This is a genomic window from Pseudomonas azerbaijanoccidentalis (genome assembly GCF_019145495.1).
GTDB lineage: Bacteria > Pseudomonadota > Gammaproteobacteria > Pseudomonadales > Pseudomonadaceae > Aquipseudomonas > Aquipseudomonas azerbaijanoccidentalis.
Genome location: NZ_JAHSTU010000014.1, coordinates 1 through 25005, shown reverse-complemented (window position 1 = coordinate 25005; position 25005 = coordinate 1). Strand labels below are relative to the sequence as shown.

Genomic DNA, 25005 nt, shown 5'->3' with positions numbered 1-25005 from the left:
CTGCGCGCTCCGTTACGGCTTTGCAGCCTCATCAGGTGATTGCAGCTCTTTGCGGGGCCGCTCCACCGCCTTGCCGGCGACGTAACCGGTAGTGACGGACGCCAGCACCATCCCCGAAATGACTTCCAGCGAACTGGCGATGATCCGCACAAGCTCGATGGCTTGAGCGCTGCCGTGCGCCATCCAGGCCACGCCGCCCATCACGCCACCGAACAACCCGATCACGGCGGACAGCACCGTGACGCACAGTGCGAAGCCGAAGCGCTTCACCGACGGCCTGCCGGTGGTGCCCTCTTCAACAAATCGCCCCATCCAGCGCAAGAATGCGTTCATGCGGACATCGCCCTCTGTGCGCGCTCGAGATACACAAGGCGTTGAGACGCCCCGATCTGGCCGCCGTTGATCTTCTCGGTGATCATTTTGAAATTGCCGGCATCGGCCAGCTCGTTGAGCCCGCGCGAAAACCAGTACCAGCCCGCCGACAGCGCCGCGCCTTCGGGCAACCGCAAGTAGTCCGGTACCAGCGACAGCTCCAGGCCGACCGCCTTGCCAAACTCCAGGTGGTTGTCTTTGAAGGTCAGCTGCTTGAGTCCGGCGCCGCGGTACCGCCAGCCGTCACCACTCGCTTCAGCACCATTGCCGAACCGGTTGGCATAGGCGCTGTTAGCGATCGCTTCCGGCTTGCGCTCGATCTGCAAGGCAACAGCATTCGGCTTGTTGCGCGGCTTGCCCTCCACCATCACCTTGACGTAACCGCCCTTTCCATCCGGCACGGCGTAACGACTTGGCCAAGTGCTGGCCAGCCCGTAGGCGCTGTAATTCAGGCCTTCAGTCACACGGATGAAGTCACCCGATTCATGAGCAATCTGCGCCAGGAACATGGTGATACGCGGGTAAGTGGTGATCTTGAAACGCCGCATCGCGGCATTGAGGGGGGCCAGGTACTTGGCGCATGCCACGCGTCCGTCTTGCGTGATGCACAGCGCTTGCAGCTGGCCTAGCGTTACCAGTTCGTTACCGGCCATGAGGGCTCTCCCGCTCCAGTTGTTCAACCTTGAAGCCGAGGCGAGCCACCAGCTGCTCCAGCGTCTCGTTTTTGCTTTCCAGCTTGCCCACGCGCTGCGTCAATGCAGCCACGTCACGGTCGGCCAAGGCCTGCTTTGCAGCAATCTCCGCGATCGACAGCGCCACCTTGTCCAGCTTGTTGCTGAACGCAGTCACCGAAGAGCCGATGTTGCTGCCCAGCCAGCAGATGAAGGTGATGAACAGCACCTGCGAGGCGTTCATTACCCACTTCACCACCGGGTTTTCCCAAACCTGCGAGGCCATATCCCGATCCCATTACCCATAAGCACATGGCCATCATTTTCAGGTAGCCATGCGCACGTTCCGGGTGGGGGTTTGCGCGGTCAGCGCCGTGGGCGACGGCTCAAGACACCGCCGAGCATGTTCAGGCCCTTGATCACGTTGTTGATGCCGCCAAGGATGGCGGACAGGCCTTTGTTCTGGTTTTCCTGGCTCTTTTTCCAGTTCTGATAGGCCGAACATTCAAACAGCGCGTTGACTTCGCTAAGCGGCAGCCGGCTGGCCGTGGCCAGATCCTGGCGAAAGTACAGAGCCAAGTCCGCCTTCGTATTGATCATCTGCTTCCAGAAGCTCACACGCCCCTCGGCTGATTCCGGTACGAGGGTGAAATCGGGCCGGACCCAATTCAGGCACCCCCGTCGATTCGTCCGGTTCGGTTACTTGCGCCGCCAGCACGCCCTGCGCGTTGAATACCGCGTGCACAAAGTGCTGAAGTTTGAGCGAGGCCTGTGAGTAGGCGTCGAACAGCTGCACAAACTCGGTTTCCGGGCACTTCTTGAGCGCATTGATCTTCAACAGCAGCGCTTTGCTGTAGGACGCGGGATCGACGTACTCAATCGGCGTCTCATTGACCCCACGGATACACGCCGACATCACGCCCAACTGCCAGCCGAAATAGGTCTTAGGTAATACGCCTGTCTCAACCATGGTTTCGATCGCTTCGGCTTGGTAGCCGTGCAGCGGCGTGCAGTGGTGAATATCCCCGCCGTGGTCAAACTCGACGAACTCCAGGTAGTCGGTATCCGCCAGCAGGTAGTCATGCAACTTGCCCTCGCCCAGCGCGAAGTCAGGGCCATCGTCCAGCATCGCCGCCAGGTAGAAAATCACGACGTTCATGCGCTCGTTGACGGACCACAGCAACGGATCAACCACTTGCAGCTTCCCCGCCGGGCGCGGGATGTGCTCACAGGCGGCCTTGAGGAACGCGGTGATGGTTCGCTGCGAAAAACGGTAAGGGATGGCGCACAGTTCCTGCACCTGGCCAATCTCCAGTTCGCGTGGTTGAACTGAAATGCGCAGCGTGTGCACGGGTTGAATTGACTTCATAGAGCCCCGAACGATTCGTATTGAGTAAAGGTAAGGTTCAGCGCCGAAAACTCTTCGACGGCCCGGTTTTGCGCCACTTGGCAGCTCACAGGGACCAGAACCCACGAATTCGAATAACCGCGGCCCTCTTCAATGGCGCCGTGGGTAATGGTGAAGGTATTGGCGTAGTCGCCCGGCAAGCCGAATGTGCCATCAGGGTGTGCGTGCTGGCGCTTGAGGTTTTCAAACCAGGACTTGATCTCGCCGTCCACGTCGTAGCACGTCATGGTCAACTCTACCGGGTCGGATCCCGTCGGCACCTGAGTGAAACCGGAACCGATTTTCTTCGTCTCGTACCCCAGCTGCACGCCGTTATAGCTGAACTCCGTGGCAAGCAGGTTTATGCGCGGGGCCCCGACCTTGCCGATCGGCTCCACCAGCACATGCCAGAGGTTTGAGCGCTCGCGCAGGACGTCCATCGACTCCTGAAACATGGCGTACAACGTCGCCCAACTGGTACCAGCCAACGCAACGTTGCCGCCGCCGTACTCACTGGATGCCCCAAAGAAGTTATCCATCAGGCCATTGGCGGCGCCGGACAGGTTGCCGTTGAGCAAATTGCCGGCGATCTTGGTGTACTTGATCACCGGCGCCGACGCACTGAGAGCGCCAGCGACCTTACCCGCCGCCTGATAGCCCAGGCGTTCGAAAATGCTGCCCATCAGATGGTCACCCACTCTTCACAGAACGCCATCTGAGGCAGCCGCAGTTCGTAGTCCTGGATGCTCATTTGCACCTCAGCCACCGCCCGGCCAAACAGCTCCGCACCTTGCGTGCGTGAAGCCTCCAGCGCCATGCTGTTTTCCTTCTCCATGTACAGATCCCACAGCGGCCTGATGAGCGTTAGTTCGCTCTCGCTCAGGTCCACGTCTTGGGCCGCATTGGTGGCAATCAGCGCGTCGGCGCCCACAGGTTCACCGCTGGCCAGGTCTGCGCAGCCGTAATAGAACCGCGTGGCGCTGAGCAGATGACGCTCAATCTGCTGCTCAGTCAGAATGCAACCGATCGGCAGTACCGCCACGTATTGGGCAACCAACGCGCTGATCTTCATGGCCGCCCCTTACTTGTTGGCGAACCAATGGAAGTGCAGCGTGCCGGCGTACAGCAGCGGCGTATCGTTTTCCCAGTCGATATCTGGCGTATCCATGACCATGGACGCCTTCAGGATCTCTTCCTTGCGGGTGTAGTCGTCCGGACGCCCACGGTAAGCCGTAGCATCAAACTGCGCGCCGCTCTCGATGAGCGCGATCAGGGCGTCACTTACGGTGCCCGCAACCACTTCATACATCGCCACCGGACCTTCAAACTTGGTCTTGGCGTTCTGAGGTTGCACCATCAACTGCCCGTTCGGCCCGTAGAACTCCATCATGTCTTTGGGAGTCGCGACCGGCCAAGGGAACTGCTTGATCAACAGCTGAATGTTCTCGTGCCCGTGGATGACCAGCACCGCGTCAGCGGTCGAAGCTTTGCGCCCCAGGTCGTGGATGTTTTGAAACGTGCTCGAAAGAACAACATGAGAATTGACCGTCATCGGGGCGCCCCTGATTGTGTGTATTCAGGCCAATGATCAGGCATAAAAAAACCCGCCGAGTGGCGGGGTTTGCATGCTTTCCCGGTCAGGATCGGGCAAAGAAACGCTTGATGTCTGGCCGGTCCAGCGCCGTCAGTGTGGCCATGCTCACTTGCACCGTCAGGTCGATGAAGTTGCCCCTGTCATCCTTGGGACCGGTCAGCGGGTAGCTGATCGACTCTACAACCATCGGCGAAGCGGTGCGCCCGGCATAGGTAAGGCCAAGTAGCTTGGGCGTGAGCGATGGGAATAGCGCCTTGATGAAGCTATCCAAATCGCGCGTGGTTTGCAGCACCTCGGACAAAATCCCCTCTTCCGCCAACTCCTGCGGAAAAACCCACTCCATCAGGCGTTGCAGGGGAGCCTCGACCTCCTTAGCCGCGTCGGTGGTAGCTCGAAAATGGATACTAAAGTTAACGCGTGCCGGCGGCATGCCGCTGAACACCTGGCGCGAATTGAGCTTTGTCATCCCGGTGCGGCCTTCCAGCTCGTGCACCGCCTTCTTGAGCTTGTCGGCGCCGGTGTCGAGCATGGCGCCGATCTTGCCGTTCGGGTCCGGGTTGACTGCCTGCAACGCATTGAGCACCGGCACCAGCGAGCCGCTTTGAATCATTGCCGTCAGCGCTGGCGCCTTGGTTTCGGGCCCCATGTTTTCGAAGGGGCTTTGCCAGTTGAAGGTCGCTTCAAACGAGCCCTCTTCCATCGCACCATAGACGCCTTCGTATTCCCTGATGTCCGCCACACCTTTGGAGTCGCATACAAACATGCGCGCCATCAGCAGCGGCGACAGGCTCCCCCAATCGCTGCCCAGGTCATTACTGGACACCTTCAGGCCCAGCAACGAATCGGCGACACCGCCCAACCCGGAGGCGGCGGTGTCACCATCAAGAAATTCAGAAACACTGCCGCTGATTTTCTCGCCCACTTCGGAAAAGGTGGTTTCACCGTTCCAAAGCGCCGAGACGGTGCCGGTCACCTTTTCCGCGCCACCTTTGAGCAGGTTCAGGTTCTCTTTACCGCCGACGAACCCCGCAAGCGTGTTTTCCGCTTGCCGGGCAACACCGCCGATAACCCCCTCTCCCACCCGACCGACAGTGGTGGCGGCTGACCCTAGCAGTTTGTTCGACGTGCTGCCGGCCAGGGTGCCGGTCACACCCTTGAGGGAGCTGGAAACCAGCGCCCCGGCCTTGTCAAAGCTAAAGTCAGCCATGGGTTACAGGCTCATTTTCTTGCGCAGGCGCATGGACTTCGCACGCTTGATCTTCGCGGTACCGCTGAAGGCCTTGCGCTGCATCTTGCGAACCGCCGACTTCTGCGCCGCGGTCAAACGCACGGTGCCGGCAATGCGCTTGTTGATGCGCACCTTCTTGCCACCACGCACCACGATCTTCTTGCGATAGGTCGCATCGAGCATGGTGGCGTCGTCTTCACCGTCCACAAAACGGCCAGCATCGTCCATCATGGCGTCTTCGCCATCAGGCAGTTTGTCCAGCAGCGCTTCGTGCACACGCTCAGCCACGTCGTTGTCGAACTTGCCATCGTTAAACAGCGCATCCAGATCGTCGTCAGGAATGCCCTTGTCCGACAGGTAGTCGCCAACCACCTCGGCAACCATGCCGGCGTATTCCACTTCGTCTTCGGTCAGGTCGTTATCGCTGTGCGCGGCGGTACCGACGATCAGCGCCAGCAGACGATCGCCATAGCCTTCGTCGTCGCCCAGATCATCGGTCTGCGCCCACTCGGCGATCACGCGGGTGGCGTCCAGGCGCATGTCTTCGGTAAAGACAATTTCCGGTACTGCGTCGTTGTTGTTCTCGTTGGCGTTGTCGAGCATGTTCCCCTTGTTGTCCGGGGCATTGTTGCCTTCATTGGCCTTTTGAACTGCCGTCGCAACGGCATTCGAGTTTTTCAGAACGTCTCTCAGCATATTCATGTACGTCTCCCCTTAGCTCTGACGGACGATTGTTTGTTGCGCGCGGGTGATGCGGTTCGTGCCGTCGTAGCAGACGTCATAAAGCACCATCATTTCGTCATAAGGCATAGCCTCATTACGTTTGACTTCGTACTGCCAGCCCGCGCCATCCAGTTCAGCGGTGCCATTGAGCCACTTGGCGGACTCAACTGCCGGCAACAGCGTGCCCAAGAAACGACTCATCATCGTGATCGATTCGTTCATTGGTTTTTGCAGGGTTTCCTGGCCGAAGGCCGCTACCTTGTCATCCAGGAAGGTCGCCATTTCAGCTACGGCGATCAGCTTGGTAGCACCCGTGGTTTGCGCGCCGGTCAGCGAGTCAACCCAGGCGTATTTCGCACCGCTCGGGTAGTCCTTGAAGATGCACGGGTTAATCTGGTTTTCCGCCAGCAGCTCCAGCTCATCATCCGACGGCTCGTGCGTTTGGGTAATGCCGGTACCGGCCAGACCGTAATCGCTGCCCGCGATCACGCGGTTACGCGGCGCGATGCCTTTGGCGTTCACCTGAGCATTGCGCGCGCAGCGCAATCCGATTTGCTGGCCAGACGTGCCGAAAAACGCCTTGCCGCCGGCAATCGGGTTCGCTCGCTTGAGCGGAGCCCAATAAGCCTGCCCGTACAGCTCTTTGACGCTGGCGCCGATCGACTGCACGAACGCCGCCGCTGCTTCTGGCGAAAGCCGGCCAGGCACGTCGAACGGGAACTGCTTGTTGATCTCTTTGCCCAGGTCCGCCATCAACGACAGCAGCGCCACGTTTTCCGAACCGCCCGCATTCAGGTAGGTGAAGTTCGGGCGAGACCGGCGCAGGCGATCAACCGCCGATTCCATTTCTGCCGCGGTGTAAACGGTCCGACCTTCGGTGAAGTAATTCAGCAGCGCCGAAGAGAACTTGGCCTTGCCGTTGGACTTGCCGTAGAAGCCACAAGTGACCGGTACAGAAGCGCCGGAGGCGACCTCGATCACGTCCAGGTCATCGGTGCCTTTGTCGATCACGTCACCGATGTAGCTGCTGTTACCGAACTCATCTTTCGCCTGCGGATCCAGGGAGCCGGTAAACGGGCCAATGATCACTTTGGCGCTGGCCGGGTCCACAAACTGCACGGTAATGATTTTCGACGGCGTAGCCACGCCCTGAGCGTCCTCAGCCGCTTCGGCGTTGATTTCGCAGGTCAAGCCATCATTGAAGCAGTCCAGGTGCTTGAACGCGATCAGAGCGCCTTCCGGCAGGTCTTCGCTTTCGAGGCCAACGCTCCAGACAGCAGGCGCAGCGCCGCCACCTTCCGCCGGTACCGTTGCAGTCGCGATCAGCAGCTTGTTTACTGCGTCAGTCGCGATCATGCGGGACACGATGGCCTGTTGCGTGCCATAGCGCAGCGCTTCATAAACCTGAATCTGTGCCTCGCCCAAGGCGGAAACACTCAGGCTTACAGCCGCGCCCAGTTTGCGCTCCAGCTTTTCGCGGGTTACCGGGAAAACCTTATCGATGCGCCCACGGGTGAAACGGCCAATAAAACCGCCGTTGTAGTCGGAGGCAACAGAACCGATCTCGGAATTATCCGCGATGAAATTCTGCTGGACGCCGGAGCGCTTGTTGATGGCGCGAGACATTTGAACAGTCATGTGCAGCCCCCTTATTCGCTCGCGGCGTCAGCAGCAGCCTTGCCGCCTTTGCCGGTGGGTTTGGTTTCAACGACTTTCGGTGCCTCTTCCGGCACTTCGGGCGTTGGCTCTTCCTTCACGACGTCCGGGACTTCGATAACTACAAAGTCTTCAGCATTGCTTTCGTAGCGCTTGGCCAGAGCCGCACTGTCGGTCACCAGTACCCACGCCTGTTCAAAGCTTTTGACCTTGAACTGCACTTCTTCGCCTGGCGCGATTACGTCACGCATACCCGTCGACGGCACCAGTAAAGGCTTGACTGCCTTGTGGCTGATGGTCGCCATGAAAGGGAATGTCTGCCCAGCGCAGATGGCAGTTGCCAACACACTCGGTTCGTCCCCCGCCCCCTGCTTAACCTTGATCTTCGCCATGCTTCACCTGTAAGCCCTTGTCTGAATTCCAGCCCTCGCGCACCGCACGCCCGGCGTATTCACGCTGAATCGCGCTGTACTTCTCGGCTGTCGGGCAGATCGCCGTCTTGCTGCTGAACTGAGGCAGATGCACGTTCAACTGCCGCACCACCACCCGGTTGCGCGTGTTGTTCGTAAGCGTCAGCTCGGCAGGAAATTCGGCAATGTCCGGCAGTCCCCACGACGTAGACTGTAAGTGCTCTTCAGACCCCGTTTCGGCGGTGGTTTGCTCCAGTTCTGCGCCGTCTGGCTCAGGCTCTTCCAGGCGAGGCGCCGGCTTCCAATCCAGCGGAAAACGACCCATGCCCGGGAAAAACTCTCGGCGCACGAACACGGGAGCTGCCTGCCCAGCCTGGCCGGACGGCGCATCGGTCTGCGCATCAGCGGGCGGAATAGACGTGACAGAAACATCACCAGCGGATGCCTGATCAACCGGCAAAGAAACGGGCGCCGTAGCGCCCCCCTCTTTCTGGTTGTTGGCATCACTGGCTTTAGCAGCCGCCTTGCGAGGGGTAGCCGGCTTGGTGCCCGGTTTCTCGGTGGCGGGTTTATTTGCCTTAGCCATGTCAGCCCCCTTATCAGTCTTCCAGCAGGTCGACGTTCTGAACGGTGATCAATGCGCAGCCCATTGCAGAAGGCTGATGCGGGTTGATCTCGGTCAGGTTACGGCCATACAGCGCGGTGCCTTGCTTGAGGTCCGACAAGATGCCCAGCGGGATCAGGGTCGGCGGCACTGCGTCGGAGGTGACCACAGGGTTACGAGCAACCTGCGAGGCGCGACCGATCGCCAACATCTGGATTTCGGTAGCGGTTTCGTCGACGTGACGCGGGGTGTAGTAAACATCCACCTGGTTCTTGTAGCGGCCCACGCGGAAGATGCCCGGACGCGCCGACACACCCGACGGGACGAAATCGTCACTGCCCATGGTGCGGAAGTTGGAAGCACCCTTGGCACCGACAAAGATCATGGAAATACCGAATTCCATGGTGTTGTTGGCAACCAGTTGATCCACTTCGCCCAGGAAGGCAGCAAAGTCGCGCCAGCGCTGTGCACGGGACTTTTGCAGCAGCTGGTTAGCGGCGTCGAAGTTGAAAATACGACTGGTGTTGATCGCGACTTCCTTGACCTTGGCCAAGGCCAGGTAGAAACGCTCGTTCGACCACTGACGACGTGCCGAGTTGACGGCGACGGTCAGGAAGTCTGCACCCAGTTCGTTCTGTGCCTGACTACGCGCACCTGGTGCAACTTGCATCAGGGTGCGCTGCTCGGCGCAGAACAGGCTGAAGCTCTCGGCCTTGACCTTGACCGATGGAGTCAACTCAGGCTTGAGTTCATAGTCGATGAAACCCACGACTTTAGGCACAACACCCGCCGGCAGAGCCGGGTTGAATGTCAGGCTACCGCTGCCGTTTGCGGGGGTAACAGAACCACCAATGGCGTAGTCCGAACCCGCGATATTGATGGTACCGGCGATCTGGCGTTGGGCAGTGGTTTGGTTCGGGTTGACTTCAGCCGCCACCTTGAAACCCGCGACCTTGATATAGGTTCGGGTAGGCAGCACAGGCACCGCGGCGCCAGCGCCACCAATGTCAGCTTTGAATGCAAAGGTTGCAGTCAAACGGTCGCCCGCCACAACTGCAACCACAGTGCGCTCCGGCATGGTGTACGCCTGACCACCGTTCACGCCGTCCAGGATATCGCCGTCGTTGTACGCACCGAAGGCAGTGCCGGCAGTGCTGTTGACGATCGCCAGCTTCGATTCGTTCGACGACAGGTCCGAAGGCAGAGCCGCCGCGAACGGGATGGCTTCAGCCAGGCCGCCGACGATGGCCACCGCGATACGGTTAGGTTGGTGAGACAGTGGTGTCGATTGCAGGGAGCTGGATACGCTGTCGAGCGTCACGCCGTCAGGCAAAACGAGCTGCGAACGACCATCAGCGACCGACATGCCTTGAAAGATTGCAGCATCGATCATGTCAGCGGATGGCGCGAAGCCGTGCGAATGCTGGAAGCGAGCAATACCGTCGAGCATTGCAGCCAGGATCGTCGGGCGAGATTTCTCGTCGACCATGGACATCAGCGGGACCATGCGCGCCGGAAGCATGTCATCCGGGTTTTTCAGCGCCTCGGTAATCGCCGCGACAGACGATTGAGAGGTGCTGTCGAGCATGTTGCCACTGCCATGGCTGAGACGCACCAGCTCGCTGACTTTGGCATCATCCGACTCCAGCGTGGTGTCGGGCGCGTATTCATACTGTTGCGGCATAATTCCTACCTCGTTGCGTGTTTTGGGCTGCGCCCGATCCGTTACAGCAACAATTCTGAGGTCGAAAAAAACCCCCAACTGGTGGGGGTTTGCATGGTTTTTGCGCCAGCTGGAAACCTACTTATGCAGCACAATCATCCGGGCACTGACTGAGGTTTGCGCCAAAAGCGCGTTGTCTTGGAACGTGCCGCCGGCCAGTTTTTCGACTTCGGCGTTGTGGGAGTCCAGCCAGGCCCGGAACTGCACGGCCTTCTGGTCGGTACCGAAAAACACACCCTCCCCCGCGATCGCCACCAGCGTCCCACCACCGGCCAACATGCCGTAGGCGCGCATGATGTGTTCAGCGTCCTGGCGCTTGCTAAACGGCGGGTTCATCAGGATGGCGTCATACGGCTCATCCGGCGTGAAGGTGTTGAAGTCTTGGGCAACGACGTTGTAGCCCTTGAGCGTCAGGATCTCACGCAGCTGGCTGCTGATCTCGATCACGTCCACTTCCGCGCCCTCAGCTGCTGCCGCGTCGGCAAGGTTGCCATTGCCGGCACTTGGCTCCAGCACTCGCTTGCCCTTGCTGATCCTCGCCTTGCGCGCCATGCGTTGCGCCTCGGCGGCAGGCGTTGGGAAAAAGTCGATTCCCACCTTCTGGCCGATAATGGCGCGCTCAGCTTTGACCACTGCGCTTTCTTCCTGCTTGGCGGCCATGTGTGGCAGCAATGCCCGGCAAGCGTCCTGCAACTGCGCGTCATTGGTAATGCCCATGCGCTTGAGGCGTTCGACCCGGGCCAGCATTTCCATCGGGTCTTTCAAGTCCCAGGTGTCTTTGATCGCGCCAAGTACCTGGTAGGCCTTGCGAGTGATGGCGATATCGCCGTCATTGGTCAGTGGCCAGCGCTCAGTGCGATCGCCCATCTTGTTAAGCGCAGCGATCAGTTTGGAGTTGCCCGTGGCCGCCTTCTTGGCCAGCGTCATCGCCGCGCTCTTAAACCGACTGGACCAGACCAATCGGCTCGGCATGCTGACGTGTCGCAATGCGTCTTCGCCCACTGGATTGCCGCGCCGCGCCAGCTGTTCGCTGTAGGTAAGCCCCCGCTCGGAATCAAATTTGGCACGGGTGAGTGCACTTTTCAGTTCTTGCAACTGCGCCCGGCTGGTCAAGTTGGCCAGCGGCCCGGCGGCGCCGACCTCGATCGAATCGGCAATGTTGTTCAGGGTTCTCCCATCGGCCTCATCAGCAGCTGATCGGGCGTAGGCGCTGGCCGCCATCCCGGCCCGACGGTGCGTGTTGGTTTTGCGATCGGCATTCATCCCTTCGGTACCGGCGGCAATTGCCTTGTTCCCGGCTTCGCGCAGTTTTCCCACCTGATTGGCAATCGCCTGCTGTTGGCGCTCCAGCGCCGCGCGGGTGTCACGTTCCTGCTTTTCTGCCTCCTGCTCAGCAGTCAGCATCGTGGGCGTAGGCGCGGCCTGCATGGCGCTGGTGTCTGCGTCCAGGTGCTTTTCACGGATGAAGTAACCACCGTTCATGCGCCAGGTGTAGGGATCGATCGCTTTGGCTTCGGCCAGGGTCAGGTCCAGGCGGATGATCCCGCGCAGAACTTTGCCCTTCTTGGTGGTGTACTCAATGATTTCGTGGGTCTGTGCTGACGGCGCAGGATCTTGATCGGCCTCGGTCGGCTCGATCTTTTCACCGGGCAGGATCCAGCGCCGGCCAGTGTTGTATTCACGGGCGTAGGCTCGGACCTTCGCCGGGCCTTCCTTGCCGTAGGCGAACACCATGGCGTCTTTTTTGGACTCATCGGCAACCATTACGCCGTCTTGCAGCACCAGAAATTCGCGCCGGCTGCCGTAGACAGGAATTGCACCCACTTCTGGCGGCTCAGCCAGCACACCCGGCTCAACCAACTGCGTGCCGGTACCCGTCGTGCTGGTAGTGCTCGATCCTTTCGGCAGCGTGGTGTTGGGCAGGATGGTGCCGCCCTTGTAAAACTCACCATTCATGCCGATTGTGCCGCCAGCTGGGGCACGGCCTTGATCGGCGAGCGGTACCGGCTTCGCCTCACCACTGACAAACGTGGCCAGCGTAACGCCTGGCGCAAGGGAGAACGGGTTTGACTGCGCGCGCAGGTTGTTGAGCACGTACCCGTCTTGGCGCAGCTGCGCCAATGCACTCGGGCCTTCTTTGTTGGCACCCTGCAATGACAGGCTGCCCAGTGTGTTGCGATCGGCGCGCCCGTTCTGCTCCAGATACTCAACGATCTTGTATTTCGCCCGGGCCACCTGGAAGGCTTCCAGCGGCAACTTATCGATGCGACTGGCCGCATATTCGCTAAAGCTCGCGAAGCCGACGGCCTTGGCGGCGTACTCATCTGCCGGCGTTACAGTCGGCTCATCTGAGCGTTGTTTCTTCACGCGTTCCGAAAGGTGCTGGTCGGCCCATTCGCGAATGTAGGCAGTCGCCTTAGCGTTCCACGCATCACGCGCCGGTCCGTTGGCATAAGGCATTGGCGCCACGCCGGTGGCTCGGTATTCGGTCAGGCGCTCTTGTACCCAGCCCATATACCCGACTTGAACCATGATGCGGCCAAGGCCGTGGATATCCTCCAGGGTGTCCAGGTAGGCCTGATAACGCGGGTTGCTCACCCGGCCCTGGCCCACAGTCGCCTCCCAATCGGCCTGGGTTTGCGCTTCCCATTCGGCGGTGAATGCGTCGTTCTCGGCCTTGATAGCCGCCTTTTCTTCATCTGTCAGAGCGGTACTGTCGCCAGTGCGCTTGGCATATGCCAGTCGGTCGGCTTCTTCGCGCGCCGCATTGTCAGCCTTGCGCCGCGCAATGGCGGCCTGTTCATCCTGATAAGCCTCAACGTCCGGCTGCGCCGCGTCTTCACCAAAAACAGCCTGAAATTTGTCGGGGCCCCATTCCTGCGCCATCAAGCTTTTCAGGTCGGGCAGGTCGCTGGCAATCCCCGACAGCACACCATCCACCGCCACCGACACGCCACCGATTTGGGCATAGCTGTAGAGCACTGCGCCCGACGGCAAGGCCTCTTGCGTGCTCGGCAGGTACTGCGCCATCCGCGCCTGACTCTTGGTCAGCAGTAAGCCCGTTGGGACCTTGGTGTACTTGGCCTGATCGAGATAGGCCTTTGCGTAGGCGTCTAGGGCATCCGCATCGCCCATCACCAGCAGACCGCCATTCTTTTGCGGCAAGGTACCGGTGACCATTGGCTTTTTGGCCCCGTGATCATTGGCCGCAGGGGCATTCGGGTCGACCGCGACGACGGCCAGAATGGTGATATTGATATCGTCGTCTGCTACAGTGTCACCGACGGCGCTTGGTTCCTGCTCTTGAGGCAGGCCATCAAGCATCCCGTTGGCGGCGTCACCGGAGCGGGGCCCTACCCCTGCATAATCCGGTGCGCCGTTTTTGTATGCCTTCCAGCTCTCCCGGTCCGCATGGGAAATGTTGTAGAACAGATTCCCTTTGCCATCCTCGGCCACCGTCACACCTGCGGTCACCAGCAGGTCATCGACTCTTACCTGTTTCTGAATGAAGTAGAACGCCACAAACGCGTCATTGCGTTCTTTGTGTGATTCCTGCCGCTGGCCAGCGGTACCGGTTTCCAGAATTTCCCGAACGTGCTCGATCAGCTTGGCTTTGAGCACGTCGGCCTTCATCCCCTGCTTGGACTTCTTCCAGCCCGCGCTGTTGACGCTCACCGGTCCCACCACCGACTGGATCAGCTGCCCCTTCAGGTTTTCCTGATAGAACTGGCGCGCCTTCTCAAAGGCGGCCTGGCCTTCGCTGATCGGCGCCGGGGCGCCCAACTGACCACGGATCGCCAGCGCTCGGGCACTTGCCTGCACGCGCGCGATCGGCGACAGCCCGGTACCGGCCAAACTGTCACGCAGTTTCAGTAGCTCAGCGCTCAGGCGCGCACGATCGATCGGCGACATAACGCCGGGTTGGTTCAAATCAGTCATTCATGCCCCCAAAGATCGAATCCAGCAGTGCGGTATTGGCCAGGGCCTTTTCAAAGGTCTTGCCGTCACGCAGCGTCTTGAACAGCTCATCAAACGCGGCGCCGATGCGCTGGCGCTCTTCCCCCTCCGGGTACGGCTTAAAGGGCATACCGTCGTCGGGGAAGTAGTGGTGTTTGTTGTCCGCCAGACAGCTCAGGTAATCGTTTTGGCGATCCATGGCTGTCAGCTTGTCTTCCAGGTACGACTGGAACGCTCGGGCCGCCATTTCAGGCGTTGAGGACCAATATTTGCCTTCCTTGGAGCTGTCCAGCAGCGCCGCTTCGGCCAAGTACTTGGACACGCCCCGCCCGGTGTTCAGCCGCACTTCAGCTGTGCCCTCGGGCGAGAAATACGCCGCGGCAAGGGTCCGCCAGTTCTTTTTGTTCTTGAGCACCTGCGCGCTGTCGCGGTTGCCGAAGTAGGCATCTACTGCCATCACAGCCGCTTCAGCGTTGCCGGCAGCCTTGATGCGGCGAGCGATGTCGTTGTGCGGGTTGTCCAGGTTCAGACGGGCATTGCCGTAGGTGCGCGGGGTGAACTTGATGGTTTCAGGCAGCCGGTGATCACCTTCGGTTAGCGCTCGCTTGAGCCCAATGAAGGCGTTTCGAATCGGCCCCTCGGGCACCAGCTCCGGGTTTTCGGTGGCGAATTCATCCGCGGCGCCAGCCTCGCCGCGCAGAAGGCCCGGCAGGATGTTGTCCATTGCGTGCAGATGCTCGTGGCCCAAGCCCCCGCCGCCGTTCATCTTGGTGATGTTGATTGCGCGCAGTACCGGTTCGTACTGCGCCGTCGCTGCACCCTTGCCGCCTTTGCCCCGGGCGCCGAACGCCAGTCCAAGGCGCCCACCGAACCCAAGGTTGTCTTCGCTGATCCCCAATACGTCGGCCATGTCCATCATGGCGCCGGCAGACTGCTCTACGTGCCATTTGGAGCTGTCGCGGTCATCAAGTACCCAGTTGCCAGACTGAACCGCCCGAAAGCCGCACAGCTGCTGTAGGGCACGCGTAGAGTTGACCGCCACAGGGCGCCCACCCTTGCGATCGAACTTGTCCACGACCTTGAGCGCGAAGGTCTGGCGCTTTTTGGTTGGTGCCTTCGGCGCCCCCTGGATAACGTCGCCGCCTTTCTTGTCGGACCATTCCCAGTCCTTGGGGTCGCCGGACAATGCGTTTGAAACGTGGCGGGCAAACGACTCGGATCCCGACCGGCTGCGGAACATCAGCGCCTTGACGAACTTATCGCCCATCGACATCCAGGCGCGATTGATTGGCGAGTTCAGGTTGCGAGCCTTGGCCACACCCAAAATCTCAGCCCTTTCCTGGTACAAAGCCGATCGCGCGGCTTTCAGCTGCGCCAGCAATGGCTTGTTCTGGTCTAGCAGGCTGGTCCAGGCCTTCAGCGCCTCGCTGTAGCCTTTGGCGGCATCCCGCACGGCCTGTTCATGCTGTGCCTCGATCCTCCAGCCGCGGGCCAGGCGGTTGTCGAGGTCGCGTTGCGCCTTGTTGTTGAGGTGGCTCGCCTCATACATGGCGTTTTGCGCCTGATCCTGGCCCTTCTCGATCTCGCGCACCTGATCGGTAACGCCTTGTGCCCGGTCGGTGATTTCTTGATACCGATCAGACTCATCTGCATCCAGTTGCGAGCCCAGCAGCTCGTCGCGGATCTCATCCAGGGTTGCGACCAGCTCCTTTGGCGTCTGACACAGCTCGAGGCGCGTGCGCAACGTCTCCAGCCCCAGCACGTAAGCTTGGCGCGCAGCGGCGCTGTCTTCGCTTGGCTCCTTGGCGATCGACGCATACACACGATCCATCAGGAACGCGGCAGCGGGCTCGGTACCGCCTTGTTTCATCGCCTCCCAGTCGACCACGCCGAACAGGTTGGACTTGACCACCAGCGCCCGCGCTTCGCGGGGTGTTTCCTCGATCGCGGCAAAGTCGATATCGGACGCGCGCAGCATGCGGCCTTCGGCGCGGGCAGTTCTGATTACGCCGGCGGCCTCTTCCTTGCGGCTGCCAGGGATATAACCGACATCTGCATAGCGATAGTTGGGGCTGTTGGGATCGTCGCTCAGGCCGTCGTCTGCGGCCTGCTCAGCGGCAGTCTCTGGATCTACTTGCGGGGCTGGGGCCTTGCCGGTCAGTCTTCTGCGGATGTCCAACGCTTCAGCGCTGGCGCGGGCCTTCTCAATCGCCTTGAGTGCGCCGCCGATCAACATATCGCGCAGGGTCATCAGGCGCGAACTGAGGCGGGCTTTCTCGATGGGGGAAATTTGCATGATGTACAGGCCTGATCATTAGCAGGCCCGTATTTTGGGGCGCCAGCAGAGGGCGCCCGGACGGGTATTTGCGCGGTTGCACCGTCGCGGTGGCGGGGGCTAAACCTCCCCGCTTACAAAATGCGGTACACCATCGACGTCGGCGACCACCCCAGCAGCATACAGCGCGACCTCAATGCGCCTTGCCGCAGGCCCCTGCACAAACGCCGCGATCGCATTCATATCGGCCCGTCCACCTTCAGGCAGAACGGTTTTGTAAAACGACTCCCAAGCCTTGGCCAACGCCCCACGCACATCGGAATAGGTCGAAATAGCAAACCGGCGATTGAGCACCCGACCAGCGATCTCAACCGTGTGCAGATACGCATAACCTGACTGGCTGCCATCGCCGTCCTTGCAGCGGATACAGCCGCACGGACCATCAGCAAACGCGGCCATAAGGCATTCAGCGAATGCCAGCACAGGCCTGAGAAACAGGCGCTTGTCATCTTCGAAAAGGTCCACGGCTTACTCCCTTTTTTCGTTCGCCGCCTTCAGCGCTTCCAGCTCTTCCAATGCGTCCAGCGCATCACCTAGCAGCTCGTGCAGCACGTTAATGCCGCGCTCACTTGCCATACGGTAGTACCGCTCGTGCATAGGCACAGGGATTTTGATGTTCAGCTGCTTTTTCGGCTCCGCGGCATTGAAGCGGCGCGCTTTCGCTGCATTCACCGGCTTTGCCTCACGCGAATGGAAGCCGTTATCTGCGGCTACCTGCTGGATATCTTTTTCTATCTCTTTGGTAACGGTGGCGGTAGCAGCGGAAGCCGGGGCCTTCGCTTTGAAGTCCCCGAGGATTGCAAAGGCGTTTGCGGCTTCGGTTGGTTCTTTTACTTGATCGGCACTCACGATGCGGCCTCCTGAATAGTCTTGAGGTTCGTCAGCAGCTCAGCGGTGACAGCCTCGGCGTTTACGATTGCCGTCGCAACGCCCGGCACGAGCGAGGTATCCAGCAGTTCCAGTGGGCGCTGATACTTGAACATCGACTTGAAGGCATCGCGATCCTTCATTTCGGTTTCAAACATCGGAATTTCCATCTTTTGCAGATCCTCGCGCAGCCCTGCCGTATTGCGCGTCTCATACGCCGCGGAAGTGCAGGTAAAGAGGATTGAATACGGAAGACGGTAGTTCGGGACATGCCGGCGAACGGCCAACTCCTGATCCGTAACCAGCTTGATCGCCTTGCCCGCCTCTTTCGCGTCCAGGTGCGAACCACGCATAGGGATAATCACGTAATCGGCCTGCTGAAGCGCGTTAACCACAATCTTGGCCGCAGTGCCTTCCAGGTCTACCAGTACGAACGGCACAGCCTCAGCAGCTTCGCGGATCTTGTCGGCGATGTTGTCTTCGTTTACGTCTGGAATGATCAGAAGGTTTTCCGGGCAGTGACCGCCAGAAGCGAAGTCCTTCAGGGGGTTGTTCGGGTCCGCATCCAGAAGCGCAACCCTGGCTCCCTTCTTCGCCAGTTGCAGCCCGATGTTCAACATCGACGTGGTTTTCCCTGCACCGCCTTTGGGACTTACTGCAACCGTTGTAGGCATATCCGATACCTCAAAGTAGAAAAATATAGAGAATGTTATCTCTTGATACGACAAGGTACGATCGTATATCCCTACCAAATCGGTATCAATGGATATCTTTAGATATCCATAAATATTATTGTTTATCTTTTGGTATCACTTGATTTCTCTTGGTATCGACTGGCAACGTCAAGCCGATCCAGCGGTGGGATACCCTTTGGTATCAAAGGATATCTGTTGGTACTTTATGGATAGCACAAGATACTGATTCATACCTTTTTGATAGCGGCACAAAAAAGCCCGCGGGTGCGGGCTTTGTGGCGATAGGGGAGGTCAGTCGTTTTCGGCGAAGGCTGCCAGGCACTCAACTGCGTATTGCGCCGGGTACGACCATTCATGCGTGCCGGCTATCCAGTTCTTGAGCGTGGCATGGGACACGCCAACCCGTGCAGCGCAAGCGCGCTGACTCAAGCCCGTGCGCTTGATCACCTCAGCGACGTAGGCCGCATCGGTCTTGTGCTGCGCCGCATCCGGCGCACTGATCTTGATTTTGGTTGCCATGGTGGGCCTTGGTCTGTCGTTCAGATACGCACTCAGCCCGCAGAGGCGGGCTTTGTGGTGTTGCTTTGGTGCGCACTATGCAGTGGCTTCCTCAACGGCGGTGCAATGATCTAGGTTGAGACATCCGCTTTTGCCTTCCAGCCAGATAACCGCAGTGTGGCCACCCATTACTTGGGCTTCGCTTTTGGACTTGCCGCGGTAGGTTTCGCCTTCGCCACGGATAAACTCAAACGATACAGTGGTACCGATCGCATGGGCGGCGTTCCAGGTATCGCATTGCTTTTGCAACTGGGCCACGGAAGGGCGCTTTGGTGCTGGCATGGGTGAATCTCCTTATGTTGGTACTGGAAAAACCCCATTGAAGGGGCTTGTAATGGAACTGCTGGGTTACAGCCACATGGCGAACTGGCCGCCGGTGTCGGCATAGCTATGCAGTGCAGCGCCCCGGGCGGTTAGCTCATCGCGTAGCAGCTGCTCGGCGGCCTCGTCGTTCAAGTCCATGTAATAAGCGTCTTCTACAAGGTTATCGACCTCATCCGCAGTCAGGCCACACTTTACGGCCTCACTAATCAACCGGCTGCACAGGCGATCGTACTTACCAGAAATGGCCATTTGCGGGTGATCAACTGCGTTGTTCGCCATGAAAAACGCATAGGCAAACCCTTCCGGCGTCACGCTGCGCGCGTTCTTTGTAGCCAGGCTACTGCCGCCGTACATACGGTGCATTTTAGAGCCTTCCACCGGGTCGACGGGTGCGACTGGCAGGTCTGCATTGAAGCGCCCCCATATAAGCGTCTTCTTGGTGTACGTGTCCCCGACATGGAACGGGTCAAACGAAAGGCGCCATGGTGGAAGCCCGCCCAAGCGTTCGATACGGCCTACCGGATTCTCGATCGCCCAAAGCACTGGCCGGAAGTACTCAATGACTCGCAGGGTTTGATGTACAAGCTCCACGGATGCCACAGTGCGACCGTCTGCGTCCTTGGCCGCGAAGTGCCGGGCGCCCGAGACGGCGAAGTCTGTGCAGGGGCAGGCGGCCAAAATCGCATAGATGTCCAATCCGTCGAAGTCGCCGAACCAATCACCGAAGAAGTCCACGCTGAACTTGTTCACGTCGCCGGTTTCCGGGTTCTCTTGAATGTCGAACCGGTAAACCTGATAGCCCGCTTCCTCCCATGGCCGCGACCACGCGCCCGACTTGTCGAACAGCGACAGCACGACCTTATCGGCGTTGGTACCGATCAGCCCTTGAGCTGCACAATGGTCGCTCCAAGCCTCAACGCGCTGCCGCGCCTCATCCGGGGTCATCCAGCCGTGGTCTTTCTGGTACACGGTCGCCTTGTCATTCAAACGCACAACTTCGCCAGCCCGCGGAGCATCGAATAAGTGATGCACCCGCTCTTCCACAGAATTCATCTGCCGTTGCGCTTCGTTGAAGCACGCGACGATTTCCGACAGCTCACGATCATCCACGCCCACGGCTGCATGCTCTGGCGCGTAACTCACTATCGGGGGCAAAACTGCTGGCTTGCTCATTTACTGATTCCGTCTTGTTCTGGACGCGATATCGCCGCGCTTCTACTGACAAAGCCCCAGTGAAGGGGCTTGTGGTGGCTGTAGGAGTCAGCGTGGTAGGCGTAGGAAACGCTCCGTCCGAGCAAGAGGATCGAACGGCGGGCGCCCAACAAAACCGTTGTTTATCAGCCATCCAAGCAGGTTCCGCGCCTCCATTCCCTTATTGAGAATGCCCAGCGCTTCCACCTCTTCAACCACAGCGCGCCAGTCACTGCCTTCAGGAGCAATCGCGGCATACATCACGCGCAGGATTTGGTCGTGGCGCTGATCGCCACTGCTTGGAAGCTCAACAGCGCAAGGGTTTGAATCGATAACTGGTGCTGAAGTAGCCATGGTGTTTTGCCCTGTGAGTGATTTCGATGGGCTCACTTTATGGGCTAGTTTCTAGCCCGTCAAATACTTTTTATGATTTGTCATAAAATCATAATTACGCCAGCAAATAGACATCGGTTCACAGGCGTAAAAACGCCCGCGCAGGGCGGGCGTTCTCAATTGGATATCTTTGGATATCTACCGATATCTTTTAGTACGAACCTCTAGCGTCAAGCCGGAAGGCAGCGGCTGGCCGCCTGCTCGCCGTGTTGTGGTGCCGCAGGATTGCACGCCGCCATAGCCACCTGGCATTGCAGCACCATGGCGAGCAACGCCCCCAACATCATCCGTTTCATGATCTTCTGATTCATGGTTAGGCAACCTCGGCAGTGGCTTTCAGCGCGTGCTGGCTGTAGGCCTCGGCAGCGTCAGCAAACAGGCCGCTCAACTCGCCCTCACCGAACGCCGCGTAGATGCGTTCCAGTTCCTTCAAGGCGCTGTCCGGGTCACTCAGGTCGGCGGTGCCGTCAATGATGCTGTCCAAGTAAGCTTTGGCTGTCTGCAAGGCGCTGTCCTTGTCGTCGGGTGGGGTTTGCTCTGGTGGGGTTGCCGCCGGCGGCTGGCTAAACAGATCGTCCTGCTCGATCGCAAACACTCCCTCGCCGAACTCCTTTTCAAGTTCGGCGTTGGCCGCCCGGACGATATCGGCAAAGCTGGCCGGCTCATCGCCGAACAGGCCCGCGGTCTGCTTACGCTTGGCTTCGGACTCGACGAACTGAGCCATGGCCTTGAACGCGGTCCCCAAGCGCTTAGCGCTGCGGTTGTTTTTGCTGATAAACACGGCCATCGCCGCCACGGATGGGTCGATATCGCCAAACATATCGCCTTGGCGCAGGAACTCATCGATACCCAAGCCGCTTTCCTTCGCCTGGCGCAGAACATTGGTCGCGTTGATGATCGCACTCACCGCTTCCTGATCCAGCGACAGCTCCAGGGAGTCGGTGACCTTCTCGCCAGCGTCTTCAGCGCCAGCCATATCCAGTTCCTTGGCTCGCATGAAGTCAGGGGCCGCCATGTTCAGCGCGCTGACGATGTTGGCGATCTCTGGCTTGCTGGAATCGGCGGTCAGCTCAAGCAGGCGATCATCCGAGTAGGCGCCAGCGAAGAGCGCGGCCTGTACCCGACTGATCAGGCTGGCCGTCGGGCGCCCGTCGCTGGTGATGTACTGCGCGGCCTCTGTATCGCCCAGGCTTTGCAGGAACGCATTGATAAAGTCCCGGTTTGCGGCGCTGGTGAGGTCGCCGTCGGCGAGCTTGGCCATCATGGCGCTGTCCAGGCGCTTGGCATCGCTGCGAGCCTTCTCGGTTGCGGTCATGGCCAGCTTGTCGTCTTGGTTGGCCTCCACTGCGAACTCAGCCCGGTCCACGGCGCTGACACGCACACGCACCAGCACAGGCGCTTTCATGTTCTGGATCTTGGTGGCGCTGACTTTGAAGTACTCCGCGTGCTCCAGCAGCCACTCCCGGTATTCATCCGCCTTGCCAATGCGGTACGCCTCACGGATAGCCATCGCCCGACCGTTGCCGGACTCAACCACGCGATCGGCGCCGACGATAGGCGCGCCACTGTCGGCACGGTTGGTGCGCCCAAGGCTGTCAGGATCAAGGTTGCGGGCAGTCTTCTGCACCCACGCCTGCGAAGTCGCCCGTGCTCGATCGCGCGGTTGCAGCTCGCTCGGGTAGTCCGGGTTCGCGGTACCGTCAGTTTCGTGGCTGATGATCAGGTGCTTCGCATCAATCACCTTGAAACCGGTGACAACCTTCGTCCCTTTGGCGGTTTTTACGATGTTCTCGCGGCCCTCTGGCGCGATCTCGCCCGTATCGTCATCAGCGCCAGGCTCTTTGGCTGGCGCGGCGCTCGCGGGCTCCTGAGAGGTTTCAGGGGTCTTGTTCAATTCGCGCAGACCGAAACCGTCTACCTTCGCTTTCGCTGCGCGCACCAGGTCACGGCCAACACCGGCCAGAATTTCGTCCTTGGTGCCACTGGCGCCCAGGCTGAACCCGGCTTTCAGCACCAGCTCACGCAAAGCGTCCACGTCGTCGATGGTGTCCAGAACGCCAAGAGCGCCCATGGCATTACCAGCGATCAGGGCCGCCGTCAGCTTCTCCAGGTCGGTGCGGCTGTCGCGTAGGCTCGGGTCATCGCCCAGCATGTCCGGTTGAGCGTCTGGCTCGATGGCCGGAACTTCGGCAACACTCATCGCCGACGCCTCTGGACCACGATAGCCGGCATCCCACAGCTGCTTGGCCATGTCGGCGATATCTTTGACCAGATTGCCGTAGAACGCTTCACCGGGAGTCATTGCGGCAAGCTTGGAACGGGCGGCGGCCAGCATTTCCAACAGTCGCGCGATTTTCTGCGCTTCGGCGTCATCGGCGCCGTTGCCGTGGTCCTGATTGTCCTGGCCGGCGGTCTGCTGTGCTTCCAGGTTGCGCAGCTGTTCAGATACTTCAGACAGGTAGTTGCTGGCGTTGATGGTGGCGAGAATGCCGCCGCTGTCGATCGCAGCCATATTTTCAGCAATTGCATCGCCCAGCGAGGCGATGACGCCTTTCTTGGTGGCGCCCTTGCCGCCGATCGCGCGCGATGTCTTTTTGCCGGTCTGTACGGCTTCCAGGTCTGCCCGGTAGTCGGCCAGCTTTTCATTCAGCTGTTCCATGCTGAAGCCGCGCAGATCGCCGGAGGCGACCTTGGCCATGAACTCTTCGCGCGTCATTGGAGTGCCGCCCATGGCTGCGATCTTCTCGATAACCCCATCAGCTTGCGCCAAGAACTTTTCGGCGTACTCGGACGGCTTGGCGACGATCGCACCCGCTTCAGCCTCTGGCACCGCCGCCGGCGCCGGAAGTTGGGCAACTTTGGCTTGAAGGTCGACAATTTGCTCATCCAGGCTTTGCAGCTCGGCAACCTTGCTTTGCGCCTGCGCCTTCAATTCCTCGATCTTCGCGGCTTTCTCGGCGCTGGCACCGTTGGCCTTGAGGAATTTCGCGCTGTTCTTCTCCACCAGCGCCATGATCCGGCGCGCTACCTGGCGCGGGTTGATGTCCTGTCCATGCTCGGGCGCGACCACCAGCGTGACGTCCTTCTTGTTCTGCACCCACTTCCAACTGACCATTTCATCTTTCGCGGTCAGCTTGTTGGGCGTGCTGTCCGGGTTATGGAAGAACACAGAAACGGTCTGGCCGTCGCTCATGCTGAAGAGCATGGCCACCTGAGTGGTGCCGCGGTTCTTGAATGGCTCGCTCACTTCCACGCTGTCGGCCTTGACCGTGCGCGCGGCAGCCTGCATTACGCGTAACAGCTGCTTGGCTTTGCGATCGAACTGGGCGTATTCGATAACCATCGCATCGAGCATGCTGCCGTCGCTCAAGTACTCGGTGATGTCCGCCATCGTCGCGCTGTCCAGCAGCAGTTTCTCAGGGTCACCACGGCGCAGGCCATACATCACCTCGCCCATGGTCATGCCCACGGGCAGATTGTCTTCGCCCCAGGCCACCATGGCACCGGTCATAGGAGTTACCTCATCCTGGATCAAGTCAGTGGCCACAAGGGGCCGGGTTAGGTCGCCTGACTTGAGCCAGGCCTTGAATTGCTTGATGGTGCATACGACGTAGCTGCCCATGCCTTGCCAGCCGCGTTCATAGCTATTGCGGTAAGCCGTGACGGCGCTGTCGACGTCGTGGAAGCCCAGCACAGCCTTGTGCTCATCAAAGGAGCGATCTTTCTTCAGCTGATTAACCACGACCACCAGCGAGCTTTCGGGGATCGGTCCCACGTACACGTCAAAGGCATCACCGTCGGCGCCCTTGTAGCCGTTGATATAGCCATAGTTCGCCATGCAGACGATTGACCAGGGCTCACCGTCTGCCTTGCCCGTGCGGGGCGTGAACATCGGGGTTTCGATGGTGATGGGTAGGCCGTGAAGGCGCAGGCTGCCTTTTGGGTAGTTGCCCGCGCGCAGCTGCTCGACGGTAGGCGTGCGCTTGGACCCAAGGCCGAACGCACCGCTATGCGCGGCGCTGGTCAACTTTGCAAAGTGATCAGTCATTTAACGGGGCTCCGCTGGAAAGCCTCACGATACCCCGGCAAAAATCGATGCCTCGGGAGTGGTTTTCACGCTTTCGCGGACACAAAAAAAGGCGCCGATCGGCGCCCTTGGGATATCACTGCGATTAGCCGCCGCTCATCTTCGGCGTGGGGGCTGCCCTCACCAGGTCGCTGGCAATCTTTGAGTTAGGAACATGACCGGCGATGAACGCCATCGTGCGGAGTTTGTTGGCCATGGCCGGCTCCATCCAGCAGGTGATGCGCTCTTTA

Annotated in this window: 25 protein-coding genes; all 25 read right to left on the bottom strand. The window is 59.7% G+C overall.

Annotated features, from left to right (window positions below):
• Positions 1 to 12 precede the first annotated feature (12 nt).
• Positions 13 to 333 (bottom strand): hypothetical protein, encoded by a 321-nt coding sequence (locus tag KVG88_RS30055; protein ID WP_217873523.1) that lies wholly within the window; start codon positions 331 to 333, stop codon positions 13 to 15.
• The gene (locus KVG88_RS30050) at positions 330 to 1025 is read right to left on the bottom strand and encodes a glycoside hydrolase family 19 protein (protein ID WP_217873522.1); all 696 of its coding nucleotides are present in this window, start codon (positions 1023 to 1025) and stop codon (positions 330 to 332) included. Before KVG88_RS30050 ends, KVG88_RS30055 begins: the two co-directional genes overlap by 4 nt.
• Positions 1015 to 1329 carry a hypothetical protein gene (locus KVG88_RS30045; protein ID WP_217873521.1) on the bottom strand — a complete coding sequence of 105 codons (315 nt, stop codon included), beginning with the start codon at positions 1327 to 1329 and terminating at the stop codon, positions 1015 to 1017. Before KVG88_RS30045 ends, KVG88_RS30050 begins: the two co-directional genes overlap by 11 nt.
• A gap of 80 nt (positions 1330 to 1409) precedes the next feature.
• The gene (locus KVG88_RS30040; protein WP_217873520.1) at positions 1410 to 1622 is read right to left on the bottom strand and encodes a hypothetical protein; all 213 of its coding nucleotides are present in this window, start codon (positions 1620 to 1622) and stop codon (positions 1410 to 1412) included.
• Positions 1570 to 2394: a hypothetical protein gene (locus KVG88_RS30035; RefSeq protein WP_217873519.1), complete on the bottom strand. Its 825-nt coding sequence runs from the start codon at positions 2392 to 2394 to the stop codon at positions 1570 to 1572. The genes KVG88_RS30040 and KVG88_RS30035 overlap by 53 nt, the downstream gene beginning before the upstream one ends.
• A 14-nt stretch (positions 2395 to 2408) precedes the next feature.
• Positions 2409 to 3113, bottom strand: coding sequence for a hypothetical protein (locus KVG88_RS30030; protein WP_217873518.1), 705 nt, complete (start codon positions 3111 to 3113; stop codon positions 2409 to 2411).
• Entirely contained in the window at positions 3113 to 3502 is a 390-nt protein-coding gene (locus KVG88_RS30025) for a hypothetical protein (protein WP_217873517.1), read from the bottom strand. The genes KVG88_RS30030 and KVG88_RS30025 overlap by 1 nt, the downstream gene beginning before the upstream one ends.
• Positions 3503 to 3511: 9 nt before the next feature.
• Complete coding sequence (locus KVG88_RS30020) at positions 3512 to 3982, bottom strand: hypothetical protein (RefSeq protein WP_217873516.1); 471 nt, start codon at positions 3980 to 3982, stop codon at positions 3512 to 3514.
• An 85-nt stretch (positions 3983 to 4067) separates the two neighbouring features.
• Positions 4068 to 5231: a hypothetical protein gene (locus tag KVG88_RS30015; RefSeq protein ID WP_217873515.1), complete on the bottom strand. Its 1164-nt coding sequence runs from the start codon at positions 5229 to 5231 to the stop codon at positions 4068 to 4070.
• Between the two features lie 3 nt (positions 5232 to 5234).
• The gene (locus KVG88_RS30010; RefSeq protein WP_217873514.1) at positions 5235 to 5954 is read right to left on the bottom strand and encodes a hypothetical protein; all 720 of its coding nucleotides are present in this window, start codon (positions 5952 to 5954) and stop codon (positions 5235 to 5237) included.
• A gap of 12 nt (positions 5955 to 5966) precedes the next feature.
• Positions 5967 to 7613, bottom strand: coding sequence for a hypothetical protein (locus KVG88_RS30005; protein WP_217873513.1), 1647 nt, complete (start codon positions 7611 to 7613; stop codon positions 5967 to 5969).
• 11 nt (positions 7614 to 7624) lie between these two features.
• On the bottom strand, positions 7625 to 8023 hold the full coding sequence (locus tag KVG88_RS30000; RefSeq protein ID WP_217873512.1) for a hypothetical protein: 399 nt from the start codon (positions 8021 to 8023) through the stop codon (positions 7625 to 7627).
• The gene (locus KVG88_RS29995; protein ID WP_217873511.1) at positions 8004 to 8627 is read right to left on the bottom strand and encodes a hypothetical protein; all 624 of its coding nucleotides are present in this window, start codon (positions 8625 to 8627) and stop codon (positions 8004 to 8006) included. The genes KVG88_RS30000 and KVG88_RS29995 overlap by 20 nt, the downstream gene beginning before the upstream one ends.
• Positions 8628 to 8640: 13 nt before the next feature.
• Positions 8641 to 10329 (bottom strand): hypothetical protein, encoded by a 1689-nt coding sequence (locus KVG88_RS29990; protein WP_217873510.1) that lies wholly within the window; start codon positions 10327 to 10329, stop codon positions 8641 to 8643.
• A 117-nt stretch (positions 10330 to 10446) separates the two neighbouring features.
• Positions 10447 to 14307, bottom strand: a complete 3861-nt coding sequence (locus tag KVG88_RS29985; protein WP_217873509.1) for an LPD3 domain-containing protein — start codon at positions 14305 to 14307, stop codon at positions 10447 to 10449.
• A complete protein-coding gene (locus tag KVG88_RS29980; protein WP_217873508.1) occupies positions 14300 to 16621 on the bottom strand; it encodes an LPD1 domain-containing protein in 2322 nt (773 codons plus the stop codon). The genes KVG88_RS29985 and KVG88_RS29980 overlap by 8 nt, the downstream gene beginning before the upstream one ends.
• Positions 16622 to 16720: 99 nt before the next feature.
• The gene (locus tag KVG88_RS29975) at positions 16721 to 17125 is read right to left on the bottom strand and encodes a hypothetical protein (protein WP_217873507.1); all 405 of its coding nucleotides are present in this window, start codon (positions 17123 to 17125) and stop codon (positions 16721 to 16723) included.
• Positions 17126 to 17128: 3 nt separating this feature from the next.
• A complete protein-coding gene (locus KVG88_RS29970) occupies positions 17129 to 17509 on the bottom strand; it encodes a stability/partitioning determinant (RefSeq protein ID WP_217873506.1) in 381 nt (126 codons plus the stop codon).
• Entirely contained in the window at positions 17506 to 18201 is a 696-nt protein-coding gene (locus tag KVG88_RS29965; RefSeq protein ID WP_217873505.1) for a ParA family protein, read from the bottom strand. Before KVG88_RS29965 ends, KVG88_RS29970 begins: the two co-directional genes overlap by 4 nt.
• 312 nt (positions 18202 to 18513) lie before the next feature.
• A complete protein-coding gene (locus KVG88_RS29960; RefSeq protein WP_217873504.1) occupies positions 18514 to 18741 on the bottom strand; it encodes a helix-turn-helix domain-containing protein in 228 nt (75 codons plus the stop codon).
• Positions 18742 to 18816: 75 nt separating this feature from the next.
• Complete coding sequence (locus KVG88_RS29955; RefSeq protein ID WP_217873503.1) at positions 18817 to 19062, bottom strand: hypothetical protein; 246 nt, start codon at positions 19060 to 19062, stop codon at positions 18817 to 18819.
• 66 nt (positions 19063 to 19128) lie between these two features.
• Complete coding sequence (locus tag KVG88_RS29950) at positions 19129 to 20277, bottom strand: DNA cytosine methyltransferase (RefSeq protein WP_225934214.1); 1149 nt, start codon at positions 20275 to 20277, stop codon at positions 19129 to 19131.
• 87 nt (positions 20278 to 20364) lie between these two features.
• The gene (locus tag KVG88_RS29945) at positions 20365 to 20649 is read right to left on the bottom strand and encodes a hypothetical protein (RefSeq protein ID WP_217873502.1); all 285 of its coding nucleotides are present in this window, start codon (positions 20647 to 20649) and stop codon (positions 20365 to 20367) included.
• 209 nt (positions 20650 to 20858) lie between these two features.
• Positions 20859 to 20999: a hypothetical protein gene (locus KVG88_RS29940; RefSeq protein WP_217873501.1), complete on the bottom strand. Its 141-nt coding sequence runs from the start codon at positions 20997 to 20999 to the stop codon at positions 20859 to 20861.
• Positions 21000 to 21001: 2 nt separating this feature from the next.
• Positions 21002 to 24736, bottom strand: coding sequence for a defense against restriction DarA-related protein (locus KVG88_RS29935; RefSeq protein ID WP_217873500.1), 3735 nt, complete (start codon positions 24734 to 24736; stop codon positions 21002 to 21004).
• Positions 24737 to 25005 lie beyond the last annotated feature (269 nt).

Coding starts and splice junctions, on each gene's coding strand:
- KVG88_RS30055 (WP_217873523.1), bottom strand. CDS start 333: ATGAACGCATTCTTGCGCTGGATGGGGCGATTTGTTGAAGAGGGCACC.
- KVG88_RS30050 (WP_217873522.1), bottom strand. CDS start 1,025: ATGGCCGGTAACGAACTGGTAACGCTAGGCCAGCTGCAAGCGCTGTGC.
- KVG88_RS30045 (WP_217873521.1), bottom strand. CDS start 1,329: ATGGCCTCGCAGGTTTGGGAAAACCCGGTGGTGAAGTGGGTAATGAAC.
- KVG88_RS30030 (WP_217873518.1), bottom strand. CDS start 3,113: ATGGGCAGCATTTTCGAACGCCTGGGCTATCAGGCGGCGGGTAAGGTC.
- KVG88_RS30025 (WP_217873517.1), bottom strand. CDS start 3,502: ATGAAGATCAGCGCGTTGGTTGCCCAATACGTGGCGGTACTGCCGATC.
- KVG88_RS30020 (WP_217873516.1), bottom strand. CDS start 3,982: ATGACGGTCAATTCTCATGTTGTTCTTTCGAGCACGTTTCAAAACATC.
- KVG88_RS30015 (WP_217873515.1), bottom strand. CDS start 5,231: ATGGCTGACTTTAGCTTTGACAAGGCCGGGGCGCTGGTTTCCAGCTCC.
- KVG88_RS30010 (WP_217873514.1), bottom strand. CDS start 5,954: ATGAATATGCTGAGAGACGTTCTGAAAAACTCGAATGCCGTTGCGACG.
- KVG88_RS30005 (WP_217873513.1), bottom strand. CDS start 7,613: ATGACTGTTCAAATGTCTCGCGCCATCAACAAGCGCTCCGGCGTCCAG.
- KVG88_RS30000 (WP_217873512.1), bottom strand. CDS start 8,023: ATGGCGAAGATCAAGGTTAAGCAGGGGGCGGGGGACGAACCGAGTGTG.
- KVG88_RS29995 (WP_217873511.1), bottom strand. CDS start 8,627: ATGGCTAAGGCAAATAAACCCGCCACCGAGAAACCGGGCACCAAGCCG.
- KVG88_RS29990 (WP_217873510.1), bottom strand. CDS start 10,329: ATGCCGCAACAGTATGAATACGCGCCCGACACCACGCTGGAGTCGGAT.
- KVG88_RS29985 (WP_217873509.1), bottom strand. CDS start 14,307: ATGACTGATTTGAACCAACCCGGCGTTATGTCGCCGATCGATCGTGCG.
- KVG88_RS29980 (WP_217873508.1), bottom strand. CDS start 16,621: ATGCAAATTTCCCCCATCGAGAAAGCCCGCCTCAGTTCGCGCCTGATG.
- KVG88_RS29965 (WP_217873505.1), bottom strand. CDS start 18,201: ATGCCTACAACGGTTGCAGTAAGTCCCAAAGGCGGTGCAGGGAAAACC.
- KVG88_RS29960 (WP_217873504.1), bottom strand. CDS start 18,741: ATGGCAACCAAAATCAAGATCAGTGCGCCGGATGCGGCGCAGCACAAG.
- KVG88_RS29955 (WP_217873503.1), bottom strand. CDS start 19,062: ATGCCAGCACCAAAGCGCCCTTCCGTGGCCCAGTTGCAAAAGCAATGC.
- KVG88_RS29950 (WP_225934214.1), bottom strand. CDS start 20,277: ATGAGCAAGCCAGCAGTTTTGCCCCCGATAGTGAGTTACGCGCCAGAG.
- KVG88_RS29945 (WP_217873502.1), bottom strand. CDS start 20,649: ATGGCTACTTCAGCACCAGTTATCGATTCAAACCCTTGCGCTGTTGAG.
- KVG88_RS29940 (WP_217873501.1), bottom strand. CDS start 20,999: ATGAATCAGAAGATCATGAAACGGATGATGTTGGGGGCGTTGCTCGCC.
- KVG88_RS29935 (WP_217873500.1), bottom strand. CDS start 24,736: ATGACTGATCACTTTGCAAAGTTGACCAGCGCCGCGCATAGCGGTGCG.